Genomic DNA, 20189 nt, shown 5'->3' on the forward strand with positions numbered 1-20189 from the left:
TCACGTGTTTTTAACTTATGCGAAGATCTGATCCGCCGTGATGACTCTTGGGTCTTTTGGGCCGCTCCTGGCGGCTACGTAGTAGTCGCCCTCGCGCCTCCCCAACTTATCCTTGGTCTCCTCCAGTATCCTCTCCACGTCGTCCTCGCCTAGATCGCTCCACTTGACCTCCACGGCAGTTATGCGGCCGCCGTCGACGCAGACTATGTCGACCTCCACATCGCCGCTCCAATACCTTCCGCAACGGCCCAGCCTCTTGACGACGCCGGACTTATGTAGGCGGGGGAGGGCTCTCCTAACGATCTCCTCGAACGCCGACCCCATATAGCTGTCCAGATCTAAGGCGGGCGGATTCCCCAGCTCTATCCAGCCTCTCTGGGGATAGACGAAGCGCGTCCAGAACTTCACGTATAGGTCCGACACGACGTATATGGGCCTGGCCTTGCCCAGGACGGGCGCCTCGCGTCGGACAATCTCCAGCTTCTCCAGCACGTGTAGGTATTTGGCGAGGGTCTGCGGGCTTATCCTCGCCCTGTCCGCGATTTCTGAGTAGGTGGAGGCCCCCTCCTCTATCGCCCTCACGATGTTGAGGTATATATGGGGCTCCCGCGCCTCATACCGCAAGAGGTTCTCGGCCTCCTCGTAGAGCGGTCCCCATCGAGAGAATAGAGCGTTTAAATTCCCCCCGAGGTCCTTGCCTCTGTCGAATAGGGCGAGGTAGTAGGGGATCCCGTTCGTCACCGCATATGCGGCGGCCAAATCGCGGGGGCTGTAGGCCGGGAGGAAGGACTTGGCGTATCTAGGCTCCAGCGGGCCCAGCCTCATCCTCGCGGTCGCCCTGCCGAAGAGGCCGCCGCCGTAGGCCACCGCCCTCTCGGCCACCGCGACGGCCGACGAGAGGAGCACCAAGAACGCGCCGCTGTCGCTCAAGTACTCGTCCCACCCCCTCTGGATCGCCGAGAGCGTCCCCGGATCTTCGTCGAGCCAGTACCCGAACTCGTCCACTGCCAGCACGAAGCGTCCTGCGTCCCTCAAGGCGGCGAATATGGAGTCCCAGTCGGGCCTCACGTAGCGGCCCAGAGCCCTACCGAGGCCCTCGGCGAGGTCCGCCAGCTCGTCCCTCAAAGGCCTCCTCCGGGCGTAGAAGTAGAGCCCTCTCTTCCCCTCCAGAAACTTCTTGACCAGCCAGGTCTTGCCCACGCGCCTCCGCCCGTAGATCAACACCAGGTGGGGCCTCCCCGAGGCGTAGAGGCGCTCTAGAAGGGCCAGCTCCTCCTCTCTGTCGACAAACATAGAAGAACGTAAGATGCAGTATTAAAATCTTGAAGAATAAAATCTTCTATCGCTGGACGGCCGGTAGCCCCCTAAGCCCACTGGACGTCCTCGGCGTATAGGCTCGCGCGTATGGCCTCAATAGTCCTCTGGGGCACTTGCGCCTCGATTTCGGCGGCCGGATGCCTCACCAACACGCGCAAGCCCTCTAGGCCCGGGAGAGGCGCCTTGAGGTAGTGGATAGATCTGGGCATAGCCCCCTCCGCGTAGTCCTCCGGGAAGATCGGCTTGGCCTCGGCCGCTCGCCCGCCGGCAACCACGGCGACGGAGCGCTCTATCCCCGCATATTTGGGCAACAACGCCCTAAGCTCGCCCTCGTTGTACAAGTTCACCATGACAGTCATGGACAGCTCGCCCCGCCTCGGCGCTATCGGCGCGTAGGCCCTCACGGCCTCCCCGACGAGCCTCTCCCCCTCCTCGCCCTCGGCGTATAGGGCCTCCTCTATTTGGAACCATACAGTCACGGCGTCCTCGAAAAGCACCGTGACTCTATCGGAGAGGTCCAGATACCTCGGCTCCTTGTACGCCGCGACGGCCTCCAGGACGGAGTCTCTTATCTCGCCGTACTCCTTCGGCCCCAAGATCCTCTTGGCGGCCTCCTTAAGATCCATCACTTGACTAACACCTCGTCCTCGACCTCTGTCTTCACGCCCTTGGCCTTCAGATACTTCTCCAACGCCTCGTTGAACCTGCCGGCGTGGAACCTCTCTATTTTGGCCAGAGCCTCGAACCACTGGGCGACCTCGTGGAAGCCCTCCTCTCTGGCCACCTTGGCGAAGCCCGGATACATCTGCGTCCACTCGTACGTCTCGCCGTATATCGCCGCCCTGAGCGCGTCCTCCACGTCGTTTATCTCTATCTCGGCCACGGGATCCACCCCCAGATGCATCAATATGCCGAACGCGTGCCCCGTCTCGGCGTTCGCCGTCTTCTCGAAGACCTCGGCTATCTCGTCCAGCCCTCTCTCCCTGGCGAGCCTTGCGTAGTAGAGATACCGCCTGTTGGCCATGGACTCCCCCTGGAAGCCCGCCTTCAAGTTCTCGTACGTCTTGGTTCCCTTCGGTATTTTTCTCCGATTCATGTTCTCTAAAAAAGAAGAACTTAAAACGAATTCTAATTGTGCAAAATCCGCACAGTACACCTCGCTGAAAGTTTCGAAGTACTTAGGGGAGGTATGCCCTATTTCACCTGAGGGTCTTAAATACCCGTATACTTCCCGTATACATGTTCCGGGTACTCGTCGACGAGAGGGCTTGGAGGGTCTTAATAACTGGCAGGGAGGAGGATCTCGACCTCCTAGACGAGGGGTGGGAGCTGGCGGGGGAGTTCGGCAGTTGGAGGGAGGCCTACAAGGTGGCGGCGAGGCTGGCGGACGCCCACGACATGGTCCTGGAGTGGTACGTGGAGGAGGTAGCTCCCTAAAGGCCCAAGGCCCTTCTAGCCGCCTCGACGTATCTCTTGGCCTTTTCCGGGTCGACGCCCCCGTCGGGCCTCTTGAGGTAGGTCCCCACAATGAGGCCGTAGGCCCCCCTGAACCTCCCCAGGTTTTCCGGCGTCGTGCCGCTGCCCACGTACACGGGGAGGCCCGCCTTGGAGGCCTCCGCGATGGCCGCGGGGTCGGGCGGGGAGCCGGTCCTGGCGCCCGAGACTATCAGCGCAGACGCCCCTCCCCTCTCGGCGCAGTCTAGAGCCACCTCCGCGAGAGGCCGCTGGTGCAGAGGCCAGCCGTGTTTGACGTAGATATCGGCGAGCACCTTGACGTCGGCCCTCAGCCGGGCCAAAACCTCGGCGACCTCCCTCGCCACGGGCTCCAGAAGGCCCTCAGGCGCCGACACCACCTCGCAGAGGGCGTTTGCCCTCACGAAAGAGCCGCCGGCGGCCGCCGCCACCGCCGCCGCCTCCGGGGCCGAATTGCGCAGTATGTTGATGCCTATCTGGGCCGACACGGCGCGCCTGACCTCCCTGGCCACGACGGCCATCGCCGCCACCGTCTCGGGATCTCTAGCCCTGGCCTTGAACGGGAAGTCGTTGAAGTTCTCCAGGATAATCCCGTCGAAGCCCGCCTCGTCGAGCGCCCTGGCGTTCCTCACGGCGAAATCCACGACCGACTCGAAGCCTCCGGCGTATCTGGGAGAGCCCGGGAGCGGGGGCAGGTGGACGACCCCGATTAGCCTCGGCAGGCTCATTTCGCCGCGGCTCCCTTGAGCTCGTACTTGGCGAAGACGTAGCCGCAGTTGGGGCATTTCTTGACGACGAGGTTGCCCTCCCTCTGGACGACCTCGTCGACGGATTTTCTGCAGACGGGGCAGTACCTCCTGGCCATATGCCCTAGATAGCCCCGTTTTTTACCGGACGCGCATAATATTATTAAAATGCAGGGATATGTCGTGGAGCCGAGGCCCATATACGACGTAACCGACGAGAGGGATCGGGAAGAGGCCGCGGGATTTCTAGCCGACGGCGTCGACGGCTTCGCCCTGTCGATACCGGAGGACTTAGACCTCACAGAGATAGAGGACCTCTTCAGGAGGACCGGGGCGGCTAGGGTGACCGTAGACGCCGCGTCGTGGCCCCGCGAGATCTCCGTGGAGACGGACAGAGCCAGATACGTCTTGAGGAAGATCGAGGAGGGGGTATACAGAGTCGAGAGGGTCACCTAGCGGCCCGCATAAGCGCCAGGGAGGCCGCCGCGAAGGCGGCGGAGATCAGGGGAGCCACGCCGGCCGCCCCCACGTCGAGGAGGTAGCCGTATATGGCCCCTCCGGCCAGATAGCCGAGGCCGAACGCGGCGTTGACGGCGCCGAGCGCAGTCGCCTTGGCCGACCCGCCGAGCTCGACGGCGCGCGCCTTCGCCACTATGTCGGCGTAGGAGGTGGCCGCCGAGTATGCGAGGGCCCCGGCGAAGCCCAAGGCGAGGAGCCCCGTCGAGAAGGCGGAGGTGGCGGCCAACGCGGCGGCGGGGCCCAGGTACAGAGACCACCGGCGCGCCTCGTACGCGCGGCCCCAGGCCAGGGAGGCCGGTATCTCGAAGACCATGGCGGCGAGGTATATGGCAGAGCCCACCCACGGCGCCCCCTGCGCCTGGTACATCTCTAGGCTTATGTGCATGAGGGAGGCCCCGAAGAGCAGTTGGGATAGGGAGAACAAGAGGAGCGGTCTGTCCAGCAATACGCCGGCCTCTCCCCTCCTCCGTCCGGCCGGCCTCACGCCTTGTCTATAGGCCGCGGAGAGGGCTATCAGAGCCGCGACGCCGGGGACGGCTAGCAGGAGGAAGAGGTCCCCATACCCTATGCCGGCCGCCAAGGCGGCCAGCGCAGTTGCCGAGCCGGCGACGGCCCCTATCTGGTCCAGAGACGCGTGTAGGCCGAAGGCGAAGCTCTGCCTCCCGCCTCCAGCCGCCGATATTATGGCGTCCCGCGCCGGCGTCCTCAAGGCCTTGCTCGCCCTCTCCAGCATCACGAGGGCGACAGCCGCCGCGAGCCACGGAGCCAGCGCGAGGCCCGCGATCGCCAGGACCTGTAGGGCATATCCGGCGAACGTCTCGCCCCAGTACCCGCCTCTCCTATCTGCGAGAGGGCCCGTGGCGAATCTCAAGAGGTATCCCAGCGCGTCGCCCACGCCGAAGACGAGCCCCACCGCCAGCGCCGACGCGCCGAGGGCCTTGAGGTACTGCGGAAGGGCCGCCCTGGCCCCCTCGTAGAGCCAGTCGGCGAAGAGCGACGTCAAGCCCAACAAGACTATTAGCCGGTAGTTGGGCTCCGCCACGGCCCGTCGTTTAGGCCGCTATAAAAATGTGGCCGGGGGACGGCCGAGAAAAAATTGGGGGTTTTGTTTGTTTATTTCTTCTTGCCGATGAGGCGCCAGACTTTTATGCCGGTGTAGGGCGAGGTGGCTACTGCGAATATCATGGGGCCTCTAGCAGTATTCTTCTCCACAGTCTCGTACTTATCAGTCTCAAACGCCTGCTTCGCCTTAATGTCGTAGAACTTCAGCTTCTGCTTCGCCATGGTCGTGGAAAAGCCTATATTTATATTTTCCACGGACAACAATAATATTAGAAGTGTATTCTCCCTGTCATCTTTTATAGGTGCCCATGTATTCTGCTTGCGCCAGCACCTTGCCCTGTAGCGCCTTCAAGAAGTCGCCGCGCGAGGCCTTGGGCTTGAGCCCCAGAGGCGCCGATAGGGCGTAGACCCTGAAGAAGTAGCGGTGGGGGCCGTGGCCCCTCGGCGGGCAGGGCCCTCCGTATCCGACCCTCCCGAAGTCGTTGACGCCTTGCAGCCCCAGGACCTGCACCTCCGGCTTCTTGGGGACAGCCTCGGGGAGCTCCCGGACCGACGGCGGGACGTCGTAGAGGATCCAGTGGGTGAACACGCCGATGGGCGCGTCGGGGTCCTCCATCAAGAGCGCGAGCGCCTTGGCCTCGGGCGGCACGCCGGATATCGCCAGGGGCGGCGAGACGTCGTCGCCGTCGCAGGTATACCTCCGCGGTATGGGCTCGCCGTATTTGAAGGCGGGGCTGGACACCTCCATATACCCCACGGCGCCCTCCTTAATATCTTTACCCAAGCCGGGAGAGGATGGGGCCTATAGTCTCCAGCTCCCACCACTCCACGTAGGCCGCGGCGAGGAGCAGGGCGAGGGCCACGGCGTAGTGGATGAGCCAGGTCTTGAGGACGCCGCCGCGTCTGGACAACAACCGCCTCGTGGCGTCTATGGAGCCCGCCGTGGCGAAGGCGTAGGACGAGAGCTCCAGTATTCCGTGCGGCATGGCGACGGTGGCCAGATAGCCTACGGCCAGCGACAGGAGGCCGAACTGGCCGGCGGCGTAGCCCACCACGGCCCCCAGCACGAAGCCCGTCGCGCCTAGGGTGACGGCCAGCGCGAAGGGGCCGACGAAGGGTATGGAGTCCGCGGTCATTATTACGGCGTTGTGGCCGAAGATGGCGAGAGGCCCCGTCACGACCTCGTGTAGCTGGTCCCTCAACATGTTTATAAACCACGGCGGCACCACGCCGTGGTATATATAGCCCAACACGGCGAATAGGGCAATGGCCAGGTACTCGGCCAACAACACCAGCAGGACCAGCCTCACGACGAGGCCCAGCCTCCAGTTTAAATACTAGACGGGACGAAGTAGAAAGCCCCCTCTCTCCGCTCCACCTTGAAGTGCCTGACCGGCCAGCCCAGCATCGACTTGACGACCTCGGCCCTTCCCCCCTCGATCCTCCACACCGTGTTGAACATGTCGAAGAGGCGCGGCGACGGCTCGACCCCCGAGAACACGGCGAGTATAGCTAGGTCGGGGCGCCAGGAGTTGAGGAAGTCGAGGATCAGCCTCAGCCTCCTCGCGCCGAGCCTGGACACCACTTGCTCCATGCCGTAGAGGAAGGCGACCTTGGCGTCTCCTACCGCGTCCATCAAGGTCTCGAGCCCCTTGTCGTCCGAGAGCGCGTCGACAGATATCAAGATCCGCCCTACGTCGCATTTGACGAACCTCTCAATGGTCTTGTTGGTGTAGACCAGCGCGGTCTTGGCCGACTCGGCGTAGTCGCAGAGCAGGGCGGCGGCCAGAGCGGCGTCTTCGGGGCCCTGGCCCACGAAGTCGGCGACTCTCGACCCCTCCGGGAGGCCGGGCCGCGCGTATTCCTGCCTGGCGGCCGCAAGGGCCTTCACAGCCTCCTCGACGAAGACCACGCGCCTCATGGCGAGGGAAGCCGCCGGGCGGAAAGACGCCTTGCCCTCGTCCCACGGCTCTATCAGCACAGGTCCGCCGCGGACAACGGCGAAGCGGAGCTCCGAGGCTGGCGGCTGGCCGAGGCGCGACTTGAGGAACCTGGCATACCTGTAGCGGGCTCCGCGGAGGAACTCCTGCCTCACCTCTATCAAGAGGTCTGCCATGTAGGCGAGCGGCCTCTCTCCCGCCGGCTCCTCCCCTATGGCGAGGGCGGGCACGTCGAATATGCGGTATATCGCCGACGCGGCCTCCCTGTCGTCCGGGAAGTAGTTGACGCCGTCGAGAACCACCACGTCGGGCGCCTCCTTCACGTAGATCTCGCCGATCATCTCGAGGACCGCTTCATGTTCCGAGATGTTGAGGAAGTCGTATATTCTAAACGCGTCCTTTCTGAGGCCGAGGTAGTCCAGTTTGGCCTCTACCTTTTCCTTATGCTCATACATACCTACATATAGTATCTTCTTGCCTAACATGCTCGCCAGGCGTAGGGCAAGAGACGTTTTGCCGGTGCCTGGAGGCCCATATATTAACGTAAATCCGCTAAAGACCGAGATATCCACATCGATCAGTAATCAAACTAATAAAAACTTTATACACAATACGCCTCCGGTATAATCGATCCGTATTGGAGGAAGGCGGGCTCGGGCCTACGGCGAGGCCGGCGGTCCTCAACTGCGCAGAAATTTTATATTTGCCCCCGTTCAATACGTCGAGAGGCGGCCGTAGCTCAGCGGGAGAGCGCCCGGCTGAAGACCGGGCGGTCCCGGGTTCAAGTCCCGGCGGCCGCACCACGACTCTATGTTACATATCACGTGATTTGACGAGAGCTTATCCTAACTCTACACTCTCCGAGCTACAATCGGCGAGCTGGCTCTCTACAGGCGGCGCGGATCGCGGAGTTTTCACGCAGTGAAAGACGCCGGCGGCTCTTTCACGGCGAGGTGAATACGGTTGCCTCGCCTTCCCGACGTGGCGTGAAGGCATTCCTTTTTAACTTGCGGATCCGGGGGGCTATGCAGGGCCTAAAAACAATACTGGTCTGGTCCGCCGTACTGATCGCGGCGTTGGCCATAATGGTCTACGCCGGGCCGACCAACGCCACGGCCGTCAACGCCACTAAGGCCAACGTAACTGCCGTCAACGCCACGACGGTGGCAAACGTAACTCAGACGAGCAACATGACTGAGGTCTACGTCGTCACTCCGTCCGGGACAATACATCTGGTATACGTCTCCAACGGCACCGTGGTGGTGATAAACTACAATAAGAAGGTGATAACTGCCAACCTCAAGACGACTATATACAACGGCACAACTGCCTACTACATACACGTGGTGGGCCACGCGGTGGGCACGTTCAACAGCACTTATGTGTCCCAGCTGCTCTCCCAGGTGGCGGCTACGCTTAAGGCGGGCAACACCACGCAGGCCTTGTCGTTGCTGAAACAGCTCGCCGGGTACGTGGCCGCGAACAACGGCACTAGGAAGGCCGAGCTCAACATAATGCTGACGGCCAAGTCGCTGAACTCCACGGCGCCCAACGCCACCTATCTAAAGGCGAAGATCGAATACGAGCTGGAGAGAGGACTTAGGAAGATCAACGGCACCCGTAGCGAGCTGGAGGTTAAGGCCTTCGTCTCGAACTACTCCGAGATCGCGAAGTTCCTCAACGCAGTCGCCTCCCAGATAGCCCCGTACAGCCCCAGCGATGCGGCCCAACTCAAGGAGGTCGCCGGCATTCTGGCTAACATAACGGCGCAGATCAAGGAGCTTGAGATAACGCTGGCAAACGGCACCAAGATAGAGGTGCACAAGACAGGCCACGGATACAAGGTTGAGGTCAGCATAGGCGAGGAGCACCACGGAAAAGGCGGGGAGGAACACCACGAGCATCACGAAGAGGGCTCCGCGGCTTCGACAGGCGGGCAGAAGGGCGGAGAGGATCACCACGACCACGGATCTAAGTCTGGCGGCGACCACGAAGACCACAAAGGAGGTAGCTCGACGTCAAGCGGTAGCGAAGACGAGGGCGGGGAAGAGTAATCTCCTTTATTCCCTAACGAAACAAATATAGCTTTTTTCCTTCCGCCTTTCGTGATCTGGGTAGTTCTCCTGTTCGCTAACGGGAGCGTCTTGCTGGTGTTTAACCAGACTTTGGCCGGCTCGATATACGGCCTGCCTCTGCCGTCTCCTCCCCTATCGGCGCCGTTGGTGTTGAACAACGGCACTCCAGTCCCCGCAGTCTTAAACGGGTCGACGCTGGAAGTGCCGGTTTTAGGCAAGGCCTTAATAACAGTCGAGTACGTGCCTAGAGTATCGGCGTCTGGAGGGGTGATAAGCTTCAACGTAAGCAAGGGCCTATACCTCATATGGGCCCAAGGAGGAGTACTCCTCCTCCCCACAGTCAAAATACTCAACTACACGAAAACGAACGGGACAGTACTCCTAATAGCAGAAGGGCCAGGCACCATAGCCTACACAATACAAGGCACGCCAGCCCCGGCAACTACGCCCGCAAGCAGTCCAAGCAACACGGCTCCAAGCGGCGCCACGCCCGCCAGCGACACGACGCCCGCTAGCCGGACGCCCGCGCCGACCGCATCCCCCGGCGGGACGTCCAGCGCCTCTAGCGGCGGCTTGCCGTTTGTTTGGGTTCTGTTGGCTGTAGCCGTCGCGGTTGCGGTTGCCGTGTTGGCTTCTAGGAGGCGTGTTCCTCAGCTCAACGACACGGATAGGCTTGTCCTCTCGTATTTGAGGAAGACGGGCGGCGCCTACGAGTCGGATATAGCCAGAGCGCTCGGCTTGCCGAGAACCACCGTGTTTAAGTCAGTCAGAAGACTAGAACAGACAGGCCTAGCAACCGTCGAGAAAAGAGACGGAAGAAACTTCGTAAAGCCTAAGTGAGGGGCCGCAATAAACCTTCGTAGAGGTGTATCGCCTAGAATCTCCGGCCTGGGTATTACTCCGGCCCTCCGCCGCGCCTCGGAACTCGGCGGCAGACGCCGTTAAGCAAAGGTTTAAATACCGGTGTTCATCTGGGCAGATGGAAAGTGAAGGAAGGAGGCCGCGGCGAGGCGGCCGCGGCGGCCCGAGAGGGCCTAAACCGGTTAAGGAGGGCGACGTGATCGAGGTCGATATCGTCGAGAAGTCGAGGAGGGGCGACGGCGTCGCCAAGGTCGAGGGCTTCATAGTCTTCGTCCCAGGCGCCGAGCCTGGCCAGCACGTGAAGGTCCAGATAGAGAAGGTAGGTGGGACGTACGCCATCGCTAAAATAGTCGAATAGGTTTTTTACCTCAGCTTGGAGCTGAGCCTGTACTGGTCCACCTTGTCCCTGGCCTTTTCCCTAGCCTCTCTGTGTTGTTTGAGGAAGCGCGATATCTTGTCGTGTAGCATTAGCTTGCACTCGCCGCAGAGCAACGCGCCGCTTCTGCAGTCCTGCCGTATCTTCTCCACGGACTTGTCGTCGGGGTCGAAGAGCATGTGGTAGTGGAAGACGGGGCATATGTTGGGGTTGCCCCCCAGCTTCCTCTGCTCCTCGGCGGTGGGCCTCCCGCCGGTGAACGCGTTCATTATCTTGCGCCTCACGGTCTTCTCGTCGTCGATCGTGTATATGGCCGAGTCGGGGTTGGAGGCCGACATCTTGCTCTCCCCCGTCAGCGACATTATGAACTTGGAGTAGAGCGTGGCAGGCTTGGGGTAGCCCAACGACTCGGCTATGTCCCTCGCCAGGCGGAAGTACGGGTCTTGGTCTATGGCGCAGGGTATCAACACGGGAGTCGCCTCCCCCCTCAGCTCTGTGGGGAGGAAGGCCACGGCTATCTGGAGAGATGGGTAGAATATCAGGCCTATGTTGGTGGAGTCGGTGAAGCCGAAGGTGGCCTTGACGGTGTTCCAGGTGAGCTTCTTGGCTGTCTTGACGGCTATGGGGAAGAGGGGCTTTATGTCGAGTGTGTCTATGATCAGGTGTAGCCTGTCCGGCGTGAAGCCGAGCGCGATGACGTCCAGCGCGTTCTCGTAGGCCCAACGCCTCGTGTCGGCGAGCGACAGCTCGGGGTCGTCGTAGAACTTCTCGTCGTCGGTCATCTGGAAGTAGACCTCTAGCCCGAACTTGTCGGAGAACCACTTGAGCAGTATCCACGGGACCATATGGCCTATGTGGACAGGCCCGCTCGGCCCCCTTCCCGTGTAGAGCGCCCAAGGCCTCCCCGATCCGTGCCACCTCAATATCTCGTCGAAGTCTCTATGGGCGTAGAAGAAGCCGCGCCTTATCAAGGGGTGCACCTCGCCTGCGTATTTCGCGAGGAGCTCTACGTCGGAGGGGGTCAGAGGCCTCGCGCCGAAATGCGCGAGGAGCTTATCGTAGTCGACCTTCCCCCTTACCTCCCAAGGCGTTACTACGAACTCCTCTCCCACCCCATGCCAACCCGCAAACGGAGCTCTTTTTAAGGATGTCGCCGGCTAGACGCGGGCGCCGACGCCCAGCTCCATCAACTTGGCCATCACCCTCGACGTGAGCTCGTAGGTGGCAGATATGTTTGAGTTGAGGACCCTCAGCTGGTTCGAGATGAAGTCCAGCTTGTCCGAGAGATCCCTACGCACCTCCTCAATCCTCGCGGCTAGATCCTTATGCATATCGTCGATCTTGGCTCCGAGCGCCTTCACCTCTCCGCCCAACGACCTGACCTCCTCGCGCAAGCCTCTCAGCTCGCCGATGGTGAGGTACGCCAGGATCAGCTGGGCGTCCTCCCTCGATATTTCCCTCTTGCTGAGCAATGTCGGCAACTGCGACAACACGTAGTCCACGCCCTTGGTCGCGACTAGGCCTAACAATTCTGCGATATCCATAGATGGACGTTATGCCTAGATATTTAGCTTTACTGCAACTCCTCCAGCGTCTTCTTGGCGGACTCCCGGCCCCTCATATGCCATGTCGCGGCCGCAATGACGCCCGCGGCCCAGACGGCGGCGTTCATGGCCATAAACGTCGGCGCGTCGACGAGGCCCTCGACCGCCACGAGGGCCGTGTTCACGCCCCAGGCGATCGCCGTCACCAGGCCCACGACCGTGGCCCGGACGCCTGTGGGGAACAGCTCGCTCTCAAGAACGCCGAGAGAGCCCCAGGACCACTCGGCGAAGATCGCGTTGGCGAACAACGCGGCTAGGAAAGGCGCCAGCGGCGCCGCGAAGGCCAGATACCAGAAGAGGAGGGCGGTGAGGAGCCCGCCGAGGTATGCGGAGGTCAGCGATGCCTTCCTCGACCTATCTATGAGGGGCAGTAGGAGGAACGCGCCTATCGAGGCGCCAGCGTTGGCGACAGCCACCACCACGGGCGCCGAGTCCGCGCCGTAGGGGAACCCCGAGGCGTAGGGGAGGTAGTAGGCGGCTATGTTGTACGTGGCCACGTTTGCGGCGCTGACCGTCGCCAGGACCGCGAAGCCCAGCGCCTTGGTCCTCAAAACCTCCCTAAGGCCCACGCCCTCCGGCTGCGGGGGCGGGTCGGCCTCGACTCCCGCGAAGGCGGCCACGACTCTCCTGGCCTCAGCCGCCCTCCCCCGCGCCGCGAGCCATCTAGGGGACTCGGGCAGGTGTAGCCTCGCCAGGAGCACCACGAGGGCCAGGGCGACGGCCGTGCCGAAAATAGAGAGGACGATGGTGTGGGGGTCGTTGGAGAGAGCTGTGTAGACCAGCGAGAGGCCGGCGATCACCGCTGCCCCGACGTTCCAGAAGTTGGCGGCCAGCATAAGGGCCTTGCCCCTATGCCTCGCCGGCGAGAACTCGGCGAGTGCCGAGAAGGCCGGCCCTATCTCGCCCCCCACGCCGAAGTTCATGACGCTGGTGAGGACGAAGGCGGCGACGAGGCCGAGGGCGTTGAGCCAGAAAGCCGCGGCGAAGGCCGCGGCCGCCGCCGTGTAGAGGACTAGCGACACCACGAGGCCCATCCTCCTGCCGAGGGAGTCAGAGACCTTGCCGAAGGCTAGGGCCCCGGCCAGATACGCCAAGGAGTTCGCCGCGAATATGTAGGTGGCGTAGGGCTCTAGGTCGGGCAGTAGGTACGCCACGAGGGGGACTAGGCTGAAGAGGACCCCGTCTAGAAAGAAGCTGAGAGATACTATTGCGAAGAGGACCCAGTGGGCCCTCCCCCAACGGCTCTCGTCGAGGGGATGCGGCATAAACCGTTTATCTTTTCCATATTAAAAATTTATTGGCCCATTATAAGTCTGCCGAGCTTCTCCTCGTCCAGCTCCTTGGCGGGGCCCGAGTACCTAAGCCTGCCCGTAACCATGACGAACGCCCTATCGCCTATCTCGAGCGCCTTCCTGGCGTTCTGCTCCACCAGGAGGATCGTGATGCCCATATCCCTAATGGACTTAATTGCGGAGAACACGTCGGAGGCTACTTTGGGCGCAAGCCCGGCAGTCGGCTCGTCGAGCATGAGGAGCTTGGGCCTCTTCATCAGCCCCATGGAGATGGCCAACATCTGCCTCTCGCCGCCCGAGAGGAACTTGCCCTTGCGGTTCTCCAGCTCCTTCAGCTTGGGGAAGAGCTCCAAGACCTCTCTAAGGGCCTTCTCGGCCTCCTCCGGCCTCACCCCGGCGGCCGCGGCGATTAGGTTCTCCCTAACGGTCAGCTCCGGGAATATGTTGGGCGTCCCGAAGTTGTTGGGGGACTGCATAACGTACCCGACGCCAGCCTTCTGGATCTCCCCGGGGCTCTTCCCCGTCACGTCCCTCCCGTCGACCACGATAGAGCCGCTGAATATAGTCGCGAGGCCCGCTATGGCGTTCAGGAGAGTGGACTTCCCCGCGCCGTTGGGGCCCAGGAGGACGGCTATCTCGCCCTTCTCGACCTCCAGCGACACGCCGTTCAGCACGTGGAACTTGCCGTAGCCGGCGTTTAGGTCGGAGATCTTGAGGAGCGCCATATCACCCGCCTATGTAGCTCTCTATCACTTTGGGGTCCTTGGCCACGACGTCCGGCGGACCTTGCGATATGACCCTCCCGCTCGCCATGGCGTAGACGTAGTCCACGTACTTAAACGCTATGTCTATGCGGTGTTCCACGACCCAGAAGGTGACGCCCTTGGCGTTTATATCGCGGATAGTCTGGAATATGGAGTGGGCCTGCGCTATGGGTATGCCCGCTATCGGCTCGTCGAGGATTATCAGCTTGGCCCCCGCCATGAGGGCCCTCGCGAGCTCCAACAACTTCATCTGGCCGGCCGAGAGCGAGTAGGCGTAGCGATCCCACACGTCGCCCAGCCCGACCATGTCGAGGATTTTGAAGGCCCTCTCCGCCAGCTCTCTCTCCTGCCTTATCCACGCGCCCTCCCTCACGGCCTTCAACACGTCCTCGCCTACCTGCCCTCTAGCCACCACGAGGAGGTTCTCTATCACGGTCATGCGCTGGAAGACTTGCGGTATCTGGAAAGTCCTAACTATCCCCTCGGCGAAAACCTTGTGAGGAGGCCACCCGGTTATGTCGACGTCCCTCCCGTCGTCGTGGAAAACCACGCGGCCCGCCTCCGGCTTGTAGACCCCCGTCACTACGTTGATCAACGTGGTCTTCCCCGAGCCGTTAGGCCCGATAAGCAACGTGACCTTCCCCCTCTCTATGTTCATGTCAACGCCGTCGAGCGCCCTAAATGCGCCGAACTGTTTGACTATACCCCTGATCTCAAGCACGTCGACAAAAAAGGAAAACCTTTTTAAAAATTATGAGAGGTTTTACGAGCTGAATAGGGGCTGTCCTTGCGGGAATACTGTTATCTGTCCGGTTGTGCCGTTGTAGAAGCCGGCGTCTATCCATGTCGGCGTGCCGTTGACTATGGCGACGCCCATTATCAGATAGCTGGCGTATATTCTGTCGTGGTACTGGTCGAGGTATACCGGCCCGGTGACCCCGACAAACGTGCCGTTTTTGCCCCACTGCTCGAGCACCGAGTTTATGACAGTCGGGTCAGTGGAGCCGGTCTCGGCTATGGCGGTCATTATGAACATGGCGGCGTCGTAGGCGTAGGGATCGTACGCCACAGGAGGCTGTCCGCAGAACTGCTTATACTCCTGCACAAACTTCTGATAGCGCGGGTCGTTGGGGTTCGGAGCCGCAATAGTGGCGAGGAACTTGGCGTTAGCCAGAGCCTGGCCAGCTTGTTGCACCATCACGGAGGAGCCCGCTATGCCGTCGGTCCCCACCCACCTGACCTTGGAGAGCACCGGATCGCTGGCCGCCGCCTGCGCCACAGCGACGCCGTCTTGCTCGAAGGTGACCATTACGAAAGCCGCGTCGGGGCCTGGAGTGCCTAAGGCGGCTGAGGCTTTCTGCACGGCGGCTTGCTCAGCTGCGGGCATGGCAGAGGGAGACGGGTCGTAGCCGAAGCGGCCCAACACCTGTATGCCGTATTTGGCAGAGGCGTTGGCTATAGCCGCGGAGAGGCCTTGGCCCCAAGTATCGGCCCTATAGACGATCACAATTCTCTTGACGCCTAGGAAGTGCAGGAGGGCGGCTATGGCGTTTCCTTGGTAGAAGTCGGTCGGGACGAGCCTAAAGATGTAGGGCTTAGGCACGGCGAGCGCCGGCGATGTGGAGGACTGGCTGACCACAATTATGTGGTTCTGCTCGGCGAAGCTCATTATGGCGGAGACCTCCGAGCTCGCCATAGGCCCGACCACGAACCTAATACCTTGTGAGTATAGGGTCTGGAGCTTCTGCAGAGCGGTGTTGGGATCGGTCGCGGTGTCCTGCACGACGAGCTGGAATTGTATGCCCTTGTCGGCAAACATCTGGTTAGCGTTGTGGACGGCCAGCTTTATGGCGCACTGAGAGCCGAGGCCGTAGCTCTCCAACGCGCCGGTTAGAGGAAGCAAGGCACCTATGGTGACGACCTTGACGGTGGTAGTTGTCGAAGTTGCCGACATCGTCGCGGCCGTGCTTGTTGTTGCCGACATAGTCGCAGTTGCGGCTGTCGTCGAAGTCGTGCTGGCTTGCGTAGTGGAGGGAGCGGGGGGCGGCGCCGGCTTTTGGGATGCGTAGTACGCAGCTATCGCAGCTATTATTATCACAACTACGACTATTCCTATTATCAGTCCAGTTCTAGAGGCCATGGCGGTCTTAGTTATACGTGGTATAAAAGCTTTGAACTATATAGACCTAAATGTACAATATAGCTGGCAATATTTTTAAATTGGACAACCTTCTGCGCGCTATGTTCAACACATATGATTTCGTAAATAACGTGTTGGTGCCGGCCATCGTATACTCCAACGTCTACGCGCTGGCGTCCATAGGGCTGTCCATGACCTACATAACGACGAAGATACCGTCGTTCGCCCACGGCGATCTCGCCGCCGTCGGCGCCTATGCCGCCTTCTACCTCTTGTATTTTCTCTACGGAGGCCTCTGGCCGGGCTCGGTCTACCTCGCCATGCCGGCCGCGGCGCTTGCGGGCGCAGTCGCGGCGTATCTTTCCTACGTCGGCGTTTTTAGGCCGCTCATAAGGCGCGGCGCCAGCATAACCGTGTTGATGATCGCCTCGTTCGGCCTCCACTTCTTGATATTCGGCATATTGGCCATACTCGACAGCATCGCCCAGACGGTCTACGGCTGGAACACCCGCAACTTCTTGTTGAGCCCCGGCGAGATACGGATACCTGGCCTTACACAGAGCCAGACCACAGCCGTCACCTCCACAATAGCTCTCGTGCTCGTCCTCGCCGCCCTCTACTACCTCCTTAACAGGACAAAGTTCGGCGTAGTGATGAGGGCCAGCATCGACAACGCCCCTCTGGCCAAGGCGCTGGGGATAGACGTGGAGAGGGTCTACGCCCTCTCCTGGCTCATAATAGGGGCTGTGACGGGGATAGCCGGGATATACATGGCGATGATATTCCCCGTCACGGAGGAGCTCGGCTGGCTCAGGCTACCCCTCATATTCGTCGCCGTCGTTGTGGGCGGCCTCGCCAGCATCTACGGCGGGGTTATCGGCGGCTATATCGTGGGGTTCAGCATGGTGCTGGGCTTCAACTACATCCTGAACCCTCTGGGCCTGCCGTCGGAGTACGAGCTCGCGATACCGTTCGCCATAGTAATAGCGACGCTCCTTCTGGCCCCCCAGGGCATAGCCGGCCTAATAGCGGCTAGGAGAGGCAGATCATGACGAGAGACGTCACGATTAAGACCATAGCGCTCGCTGCGATACTCGCCGTCGTGGCGGCGCTTGCCTTCTTCTCTCCGCTTCCCCGCGACGTCAAGGTGCTTCTGCAGAACCTCTCTATATATATTGGTATATACGCTATCTACGTCATCAGCCTAAACCTAGAGGTCGGCTACCTCGGCCTCCCCCAGTTCGGGAAGGTGATGTTCTTAATAATCGGCGCGATAGCGGTGGGCGGCATCGCCGCGAAGCTCATACTGCTGATATACCAGTCCTACCTCCTCAAGGCCATCGGAGTTGCGCCGTTGAGCAACGTAGGGAACTACTGCATGTTGTACCAATACTCCGTCGGGTCCCTCGTCAACCAGCAACTGGCCCAGAACCCGGCGCTGGGCTTCGGCTACTTCCTCCTAGGGATAGCGCTGGCCATGGCGCTGTCCGCAGCCCTCGGCGTGTTGTTCGCCTACCCGGCCATAAGGCTGAGGGAGGACTACCTAGGCATACTCCTGCTCGTCAGCGGCGAGTTCCTGAGAGTCGTGACCTACTACGCCACGCCTGTCGCCTGCGGCGTCAACGGAGCCGTGATCCCCGACCCGTTCGCCTGGGCCTCCGGCGAGACTAGGACCTTGGTGTTCTTCGCCATAACTGCCGTGATGCTGGTCGTCACCTACCTCGTCTTCGACACAATAGGCAACTCGCCCTTCGGCAGAACCCTCAGAGCCATACGCGACGCCGAGACTGCGGCGGCCGTCTTCGGGAAGGACATCGTCAAGTTCAGGATAAGGGTGTTGGCCTTCGCCTCGGCCTTCGCCGGCCTCGCCGGCGCCCTCCTCGCCTACTACTTCGACTATACCATATTGGGGACCTTCCTGCCGATCTACACGTTCATAGGGTGGACCATGTTGATCTTGGGAGGGCAGGGGAACAACGTGGGCGCGATTGTGGGCGCCGTGATATACTACGCCATCCAGACCGTCCTAGACATATACAAAAATGCTCTGCAGGCGGTGCTCCACGCCGACCCGACCTATCTAGCCTATGCGATATTCGGCCTTGCGATAATACTGGTGCTGATGTATAGACCTCAAGGCATAGTTCCAGAGAAGCCTGTAAAAACTGTGGATTTGTATACAATAAGAAAGGAAGTGCTAAACAAGAAAGATTAAATACAACTTCTTTTCAAGGGCTATGGCCTCCAAAACTGTTTGGATAGCGGTAGCAGTAATTGTCGTGGTTATAGCGGCGGTAGCCGCGCTCATGTATAAACCAGCCGCGCCGTCCCAGCCAACCGCCACGAGCCCCACGCCGACCAGCGCCGCGCCATCTAGCACGTCGACGACCCAAGCAACTACCTCGACCACCGTCAAGGTAATCACCATAGGCGCCGAAGTGCCTCTATCGGGATCGCTCCAGTTCATGGGCACCAGCGGCCAGTGTGCCATACAGCTGGCTGTCCACGACGCTAACCAGATGTTTGCCGACAAGGGCATACAATTCCAGCTCGTAGTGCAGGACTCCGCCTGCGACCCCAACCTAGCTCTGCAGAAGCTCCAAACCCTATACTCACAAGGAATTAGGTTCGTCGTGGGCCTCACTTGCAGTAGCGAGCTTTCGGCCGTCATGAACTTCGCCGAGCAGAACCACATCTTGATTACCAGCATATCCACATCGCCGCTACTGGCAGTGCCCAAGCCCTACATCTTCAGGCTTCCGCCCACCGACAACGCCCAGGCTAGGGTTCTCGTCGCCCTCATGCATATGTTGGGCATAAAGAGGATTGTGATCGTCTATAGGTCAGACGCTTGGGGCCAGGGCTTGACGCAGGCAATCATCAACGACTCTAAGCTGTACGGCATACAAGTCCTCGGCGCGTTCGGCTACGATCCGTCTCCCTCTGCCATGCCCGCAGCTGAGCAAGCCGCCGTGCAGAAAGCCTCAGCCGCCTTAGGCACTCCAGGCCCCGACGCGGCCCTCGAGATAGTGTCCTTCGACCAAGACGGCGCCGCGGTGGTCCAAGCCGCCATGAACGACCCAGTCCTCTCCAAAGTCAGGTGGTTCGGCACCGACAGCAACGTGTACGGCACGGCCATAATGCAGGCGGGCGGCAAGGCCCTCGCCGCGGCCAAGTTCATGGGCGCCGTGGCCTCCCCCAACCCCAACGACCCGCACTACCAGAAATTCGCCCAGGAGTTCAAGCAGTTCTGCGGCCACGCGCCGACCGGCTACGACCCGTACTACTACGACACGGCCATGATGGTGCTTAAGGCCATAGCCGAGACTGGCTCCACTGACCCGACTGTCATAAATTCGGTGCTTGAGCAGTGGGGCAAAAACGGAACTTACGTGGGCGCCACGGGCCCCGTCTACTTCGACCAGTACCACGACCGCGAGTACGCCAGCTACCTAATCGTAGGCGTCGAGATAATAAACGGAACCCCCACCTGGGTAGAAGCCGGCTTCTACAACGGCACAACCGGACAGATAACAGTATTCCCGCAAGGACAGCCCCTATTCAGCTCGTAAAACCTCTTCTTTTTTATTCCCTTATTCTTATCAGGAAGGCGGCGAGGTCTAGGACGTCCCTAACGCTGAGGATGCCCACCAGCTTCCCCTCCTTGTCCACCACGGGGAGGTGCCTGACGTTCAGCTCTCTCATCTTCTCCACAGCGTCGAGTAGCGGGGCGTCCTCCGCTATCGTGACGGGGTTCTCGGTCATCACCATCCAGATCGGCGTATCGGCCGAAAGCCCCTTGGCGCATACGTAGACGAGATCCCTCTCCGTGACTATGCCCACGGGCCTCCCCGCCTCGTCCACCACGACGACGCTGCCTATCTTCTTCTCGTACATGGAGTTGGCCACCTCCTTAACCGGCGTGTTCTTGCCGGCAGTGACGACCTCCCTAACCATTACGTCCGAGACCCGGAGCGGCACGGCCCTCCTGGGCATAGAGGATAGGACGAACGTACTATT

25 protein-coding genes and 1 tRNA gene are annotated in these 20189 nt (G+C 60.8%); 9 read left to right on the forward strand and 17 right to left on the reverse strand.

Annotated features, from left to right (window positions below; genetic code table 11):
• Nucleotides 1-15: 15 nt before the first annotated feature.
• The 3 genes from TUZN_RS04175 to TUZN_RS04185 all read right to left on the reverse strand — a co-directional run bounded on the left by TUZN_RS04175 (nucleotide 16) and on the right by TUZN_RS04185 (nucleotide 2413).
• Nucleotides 16-1293: an ATP-binding protein gene (locus TUZN_RS04175; protein WP_013679692.1), complete on the reverse strand. Its 1278-nt coding sequence runs from the start codon at nucleotides 1291-1293 to the stop codon at nucleotides 16-18.
• A gap of 71 nt (nucleotides 1294-1364) precedes the next feature.
• Nucleotides 1365-1943 (reverse strand): DUF3501 family protein, encoded by a 579-nt coding sequence (locus TUZN_RS04180; RefSeq protein WP_013679693.1) that lies wholly within the window; start codon nucleotides 1941-1943, stop codon nucleotides 1365-1367.
• Entirely contained in the window at nucleotides 1943-2413 is a 471-nt protein-coding gene (locus TUZN_RS04185; protein ID WP_013679694.1) for a rubrerythrin family protein, read from the reverse strand. The genes TUZN_RS04180 and TUZN_RS04185 overlap by 1 nt, the downstream gene beginning before the upstream one ends.
• 143 nt (nucleotides 2414-2556) lie before the next feature.
• Between TUZN_RS04185 and TUZN_RS04190 the strand changes: the two genes are divergently transcribed.
• Entirely contained in the window at nucleotides 2557-2754 is a 198-nt protein-coding gene (locus tag TUZN_RS04190) for a hypothetical protein (RefSeq protein ID WP_013679695.1), read from the forward strand.
• On the opposite strand, the gene TUZN_RS04195 is transcribed toward TUZN_RS04190, so the two are convergent.
• Both TUZN_RS04195 and TUZN_RS11330 read right to left on the reverse strand, forming a co-directional pair.
• On the reverse strand, nucleotides 2751-3518 hold the full coding sequence (locus TUZN_RS04195; protein ID WP_013679696.1) for a BtpA family protein: 768 nt from the start codon (nucleotides 3516-3518) through the stop codon (nucleotides 2751-2753). The two genes, TUZN_RS04190 and TUZN_RS04195, sit on opposite strands and share 4 nt — an antisense overlap.
• The gene (locus TUZN_RS11330; RefSeq protein ID WP_013679697.1) at nucleotides 3515-3655 is read right to left on the reverse strand and encodes a hypothetical protein; all 141 of its coding nucleotides are present in this window, start codon (nucleotides 3653-3655) and stop codon (nucleotides 3515-3517) included. Before TUZN_RS11330 ends, TUZN_RS04195 begins: the two co-directional genes overlap by 4 nt.
• 64 nt (nucleotides 3656-3719) lie before the next feature.
• On the opposite strand from TUZN_RS11330, the gene TUZN_RS04200 reads away from it, so the two are divergent.
• Nucleotides 3720-3992: a hypothetical protein gene (locus tag TUZN_RS04200; protein WP_052886295.1), complete on the forward strand. Its 273-nt coding sequence runs from the start codon at nucleotides 3720-3722 to the stop codon at nucleotides 3990-3992.
• Here TUZN_RS04200 and TUZN_RS04205 read toward each other — a convergent pair.
• The 5 genes from TUZN_RS04205 to TUZN_RS04225 all read right to left on the reverse strand — a co-directional run bounded on the left by TUZN_RS04205 (nucleotide 3985) and on the right by TUZN_RS04225 (nucleotide 7629).
• Nucleotides 3985-5097, reverse strand: coding sequence for an MFS transporter (locus TUZN_RS04205; RefSeq protein ID WP_013679699.1), 1113 nt, complete (start codon nucleotides 5095-5097; stop codon nucleotides 3985-3987). The two genes, TUZN_RS04200 and TUZN_RS04205, sit on opposite strands and share 8 nt — an antisense overlap.
• 71 nt (nucleotides 5098-5168) lie before the next feature.
• Entirely contained in the window at nucleotides 5169-5339 is a 171-nt protein-coding gene (gene cc1 / locus TUZN_RS11335; protein WP_014126241.1) for a DNA-binding protein CC1, read from the reverse strand.
• A gap of 67 nt (nucleotides 5340-5406) precedes the next feature.
• Nucleotides 5407-5865 carry a YbhB/YbcL family Raf kinase inhibitor-like protein gene (locus tag TUZN_RS04215; protein WP_052886078.1) on the reverse strand — a complete coding sequence of 153 codons (459 nt, stop codon included), beginning with the start codon at nucleotides 5863-5865 and terminating at the stop codon, nucleotides 5407-5409.
• Nucleotides 5866-5893: 28 nt separating this feature from the next.
• Nucleotides 5894-6427 carry a stage II sporulation protein M gene (locus TUZN_RS04220; RefSeq protein WP_013679702.1) on the reverse strand — a complete coding sequence of 178 codons (534 nt, stop codon included), beginning with the start codon at nucleotides 6425-6427 and terminating at the stop codon, nucleotides 5894-5896.
• Between the two features lie 20 nt (nucleotides 6428-6447).
• Nucleotides 6448-7629, reverse strand: a complete 1182-nt coding sequence (locus TUZN_RS04225) for an RAD55 family ATPase (protein ID WP_052886079.1) — start codon at nucleotides 7627-7629, stop codon at nucleotides 6448-6450.
• A 156-nt stretch (nucleotides 7630-7785) separates the two neighbouring features.
• Here TUZN_RS04225 and TUZN_RS04230 point away from each other — a divergent pair.
• The 4 genes from TUZN_RS04230 (at nucleotide 7786) to TUZN_RS04245 (ending at nucleotide 10351) form a co-directional block, all read left to right on the forward strand.
• Nucleotides 7786-7860: transfer RNA gene (locus tag TUZN_RS04230), tRNA-Phe, on the forward strand.
• A gap of 222 nt (nucleotides 7861-8082) precedes the next feature.
• Nucleotides 8083-9111 carry a hypothetical protein gene (locus TUZN_RS04235; RefSeq protein WP_013679704.1) on the forward strand — a complete coding sequence of 343 codons (1029 nt, stop codon included), beginning with the start codon at nucleotides 8083-8085 and terminating at the stop codon, nucleotides 9109-9111.
• A gap of 51 nt (nucleotides 9112-9162) precedes the next feature.
• Nucleotides 9163-9972, forward strand: coding sequence for a helix-turn-helix transcriptional regulator (locus TUZN_RS04240; RefSeq protein ID WP_013679705.1), 810 nt, complete (start codon nucleotides 9163-9165; stop codon nucleotides 9970-9972).
• A gap of 139 nt (nucleotides 9973-10111) precedes the next feature.
• Nucleotides 10112-10351 (forward strand): TRAM domain-containing protein, encoded by a 240-nt coding sequence (locus TUZN_RS04245; protein ID WP_013679706.1) that lies wholly within the window; start codon nucleotides 10112-10114, stop codon nucleotides 10349-10351.
• Between the two features lie 5 nt (nucleotides 10352-10356).
• Here TUZN_RS04245 and TUZN_RS04250 read toward each other — a convergent pair whose 3' ends face one another.
• From TUZN_RS04250 to TUZN_RS04275, 6 genes are read right to left on the reverse strand one after another with little or no spacing between them, the layout of a single operon-like run.
• Nucleotides 10357-11481 carry a tryptophan--tRNA ligase gene (locus tag TUZN_RS04250; protein ID WP_013679707.1) on the reverse strand — a complete coding sequence of 375 codons (1125 nt, stop codon included), beginning with the start codon at nucleotides 11479-11481 and terminating at the stop codon, nucleotides 10357-10359.
• 45 nt (nucleotides 11482-11526) lie between these two features.
• Nucleotides 11527-11913 (reverse strand): hypothetical protein, encoded by a 387-nt coding sequence (locus tag TUZN_RS04255; protein ID WP_013679708.1) that lies wholly within the window; start codon nucleotides 11911-11913, stop codon nucleotides 11527-11529.
• Between the two features lie 29 nt (nucleotides 11914-11942).
• Complete coding sequence (locus tag TUZN_RS04260) at nucleotides 11943-13238, reverse strand: MFS transporter (RefSeq protein WP_013679709.1); 1296 nt, start codon at nucleotides 13236-13238, stop codon at nucleotides 11943-11945.
• Nucleotides 13239-13267: 29 nt separating this feature from the next.
• Nucleotides 13268-13990: a branched-chain amino acid ABC transporter ATP-binding protein gene (locus TUZN_RS04265; protein WP_013679710.1), complete on the reverse strand. Its 723-nt coding sequence runs from the start codon at nucleotides 13988-13990 to the stop codon at nucleotides 13268-13270.
• A 1-nt stretch (nucleotide 13991) separates the two neighbouring features.
• Nucleotides 13992-14750, reverse strand: a complete 759-nt coding sequence (locus TUZN_RS04270) for an ABC transporter ATP-binding protein (RefSeq protein ID WP_013679711.1) — start codon at nucleotides 14748-14750, stop codon at nucleotides 13992-13994.
• Between the two features lie 42 nt (nucleotides 14751-14792).
• Nucleotides 14793-16169 carry an ABC transporter substrate-binding protein gene (locus TUZN_RS04275; RefSeq protein ID WP_052886080.1) on the reverse strand — a complete coding sequence of 459 codons (1377 nt, stop codon included), beginning with the start codon at nucleotides 16167-16169 and terminating at the stop codon, nucleotides 14793-14795.
• A gap of 101 nt (nucleotides 16170-16270) precedes the next feature.
• Between TUZN_RS04275 and TUZN_RS04280 the strand changes: the two genes are divergently transcribed.
• The 3 genes from TUZN_RS04280 to TUZN_RS04290 are packed head-to-tail and all read left to right on the forward strand — an operon-like array spanning nucleotide 16271 to nucleotide 19741.
• Nucleotides 16271-17221 (forward strand): branched-chain amino acid ABC transporter permease, encoded by a 951-nt coding sequence (locus TUZN_RS04280; protein WP_052886081.1) that lies wholly within the window; start codon nucleotides 16271-16273, stop codon nucleotides 17219-17221.
• Nucleotides 17218-18384 (forward strand): branched-chain amino acid ABC transporter permease, encoded by a 1167-nt coding sequence (locus TUZN_RS04285; protein ID WP_013679715.1) that lies wholly within the window; start codon nucleotides 17218-17220, stop codon nucleotides 18382-18384. Before TUZN_RS04280 ends, TUZN_RS04285 begins: the two co-directional genes overlap by 4 nt.
• 22 nt (nucleotides 18385-18406) lie before the next feature.
• Nucleotides 18407-19741, forward strand: coding sequence for an ABC transporter substrate-binding protein (locus tag TUZN_RS04290; RefSeq protein WP_013679716.1), 1335 nt, complete (start codon nucleotides 18407-18409; stop codon nucleotides 19739-19741).
• A gap of 13 nt (nucleotides 19742-19754) precedes the next feature.
• On the opposite strand, the gene TUZN_RS04295 is transcribed toward TUZN_RS04290, so the two are convergent.
• Nucleotides 19755-20165 (reverse strand): CBS domain-containing protein, encoded by a 411-nt coding sequence (locus TUZN_RS04295; protein WP_013679717.1) that lies wholly within the window; start codon nucleotides 20163-20165, stop codon nucleotides 19755-19757.
• Between the last annotated feature and the right edge of the window lie 24 nt (nucleotides 20166-20189).

This window comes from Thermoproteus uzoniensis 768-20, from assembly GCF_000193375.1.
Taxonomy (GTDB): domain Archaea; phylum Thermoproteota; class Thermoprotei; order Thermoproteales; family Thermoproteaceae; genus Thermoproteus; species Thermoproteus uzoniensis_A.

Bases quoted from the DNA above. Each gene is read 5' to 3' on its own strand.
- TUZN_RS04175 (WP_013679692.1), bottom strand. From the start codon at position 1,293: ATGTTTGTCGACAGAGAGGAGGAGCTGGCCCTTCTAGAGCGCCTCTAC.
- TUZN_RS04180 (WP_013679693.1), bottom strand. From the start codon at position 1,943: ATGGATCTTAAGGAGGCCGCCAAGAGGATCTTGGGGCCGAAGGAGTAC.
- TUZN_RS04185 (WP_013679694.1), bottom strand. From the start codon at position 2,413: ATGAATCGGAGAAAAATACCGAAGGGAACCAAGACGTACGAGAACTTG.
- TUZN_RS04190 (WP_013679695.1), top strand. From the start codon at position 2,557: ATGTTCCGGGTACTCGTCGACGAGAGGGCTTGGAGGGTCTTAATAACT.
- TUZN_RS04195 (WP_013679696.1), bottom strand. From the start codon at position 3,518: ATGAGCCTGCCGAGGCTAATCGGGGTCGTCCACCTGCCCCCGCTCCCG.
- TUZN_RS11330 (WP_013679697.1), bottom strand. From the start codon at position 3,655: ATGGCCAGGAGGTACTGCCCCGTCTGCAGAAAATCCGTCGACGAGGTC.
- cc1 (WP_014126241.1), bottom strand. From the start codon at position 5,339: ATGGCGAAGCAGAAGCTGAAGTTCTACGACATTAAGGCGAAGCAGGCG.
- TUZN_RS04215 (WP_052886078.1), bottom strand. From the start codon at position 5,865: ATGGAGGTGTCCAGCCCCGCCTTCAAATACGGCGAGCCCATACCGCGG.
- TUZN_RS04235 (WP_013679704.1), top strand. From the start codon at position 8,083: ATGCAGGGCCTAAAAACAATACTGGTCTGGTCCGCCGTACTGATCGCG.
- TUZN_RS04245 (WP_013679706.1), top strand. From the start codon at position 10,112: ATGGAAAGTGAAGGAAGGAGGCCGCGGCGAGGCGGCCGCGGCGGCCCG.
- TUZN_RS04255 (WP_013679708.1), bottom strand. From the start codon at position 11,913: ATGGATATCGCAGAATTGTTAGGCCTAGTCGCGACCAAGGGCGTGGAC.
- TUZN_RS04260 (WP_013679709.1), bottom strand. From the start codon at position 13,238: ATGCCGCATCCCCTCGACGAGAGCCGTTGGGGGAGGGCCCACTGGGTC.
- TUZN_RS04265 (WP_013679710.1), bottom strand. From the start codon at position 13,990: ATGGCGCTCCTCAAGATCTCCGACCTAAACGCCGGCTACGGCAAGTTC.
- TUZN_RS04275 (WP_052886080.1), bottom strand. From the start codon at position 16,169: ATGGCCTCTAGAACTGGACTGATAATAGGAATAGTCGTAGTTGTGATA.
- TUZN_RS04280 (WP_052886081.1), top strand. From the start codon at position 16,271: ATGTTCAACACATATGATTTCGTAAATAACGTGTTGGTGCCGGCCATC.
- TUZN_RS04285 (WP_013679715.1), top strand. From the start codon at position 17,218: ATGACGAGAGACGTCACGATTAAGACCATAGCGCTCGCTGCGATACTC.
- TUZN_RS04290 (WP_013679716.1), top strand. From the start codon at position 18,407: ATGGCCTCCAAAACTGTTTGGATAGCGGTAGCAGTAATTGTCGTGGTT.
- TUZN_RS04295 (WP_013679717.1), bottom strand. From the start codon at position 20,165: ATGCCCAGGAGGGCCGTGCCGCTCCGGGTCTCGGACGTAATGGTTAGG.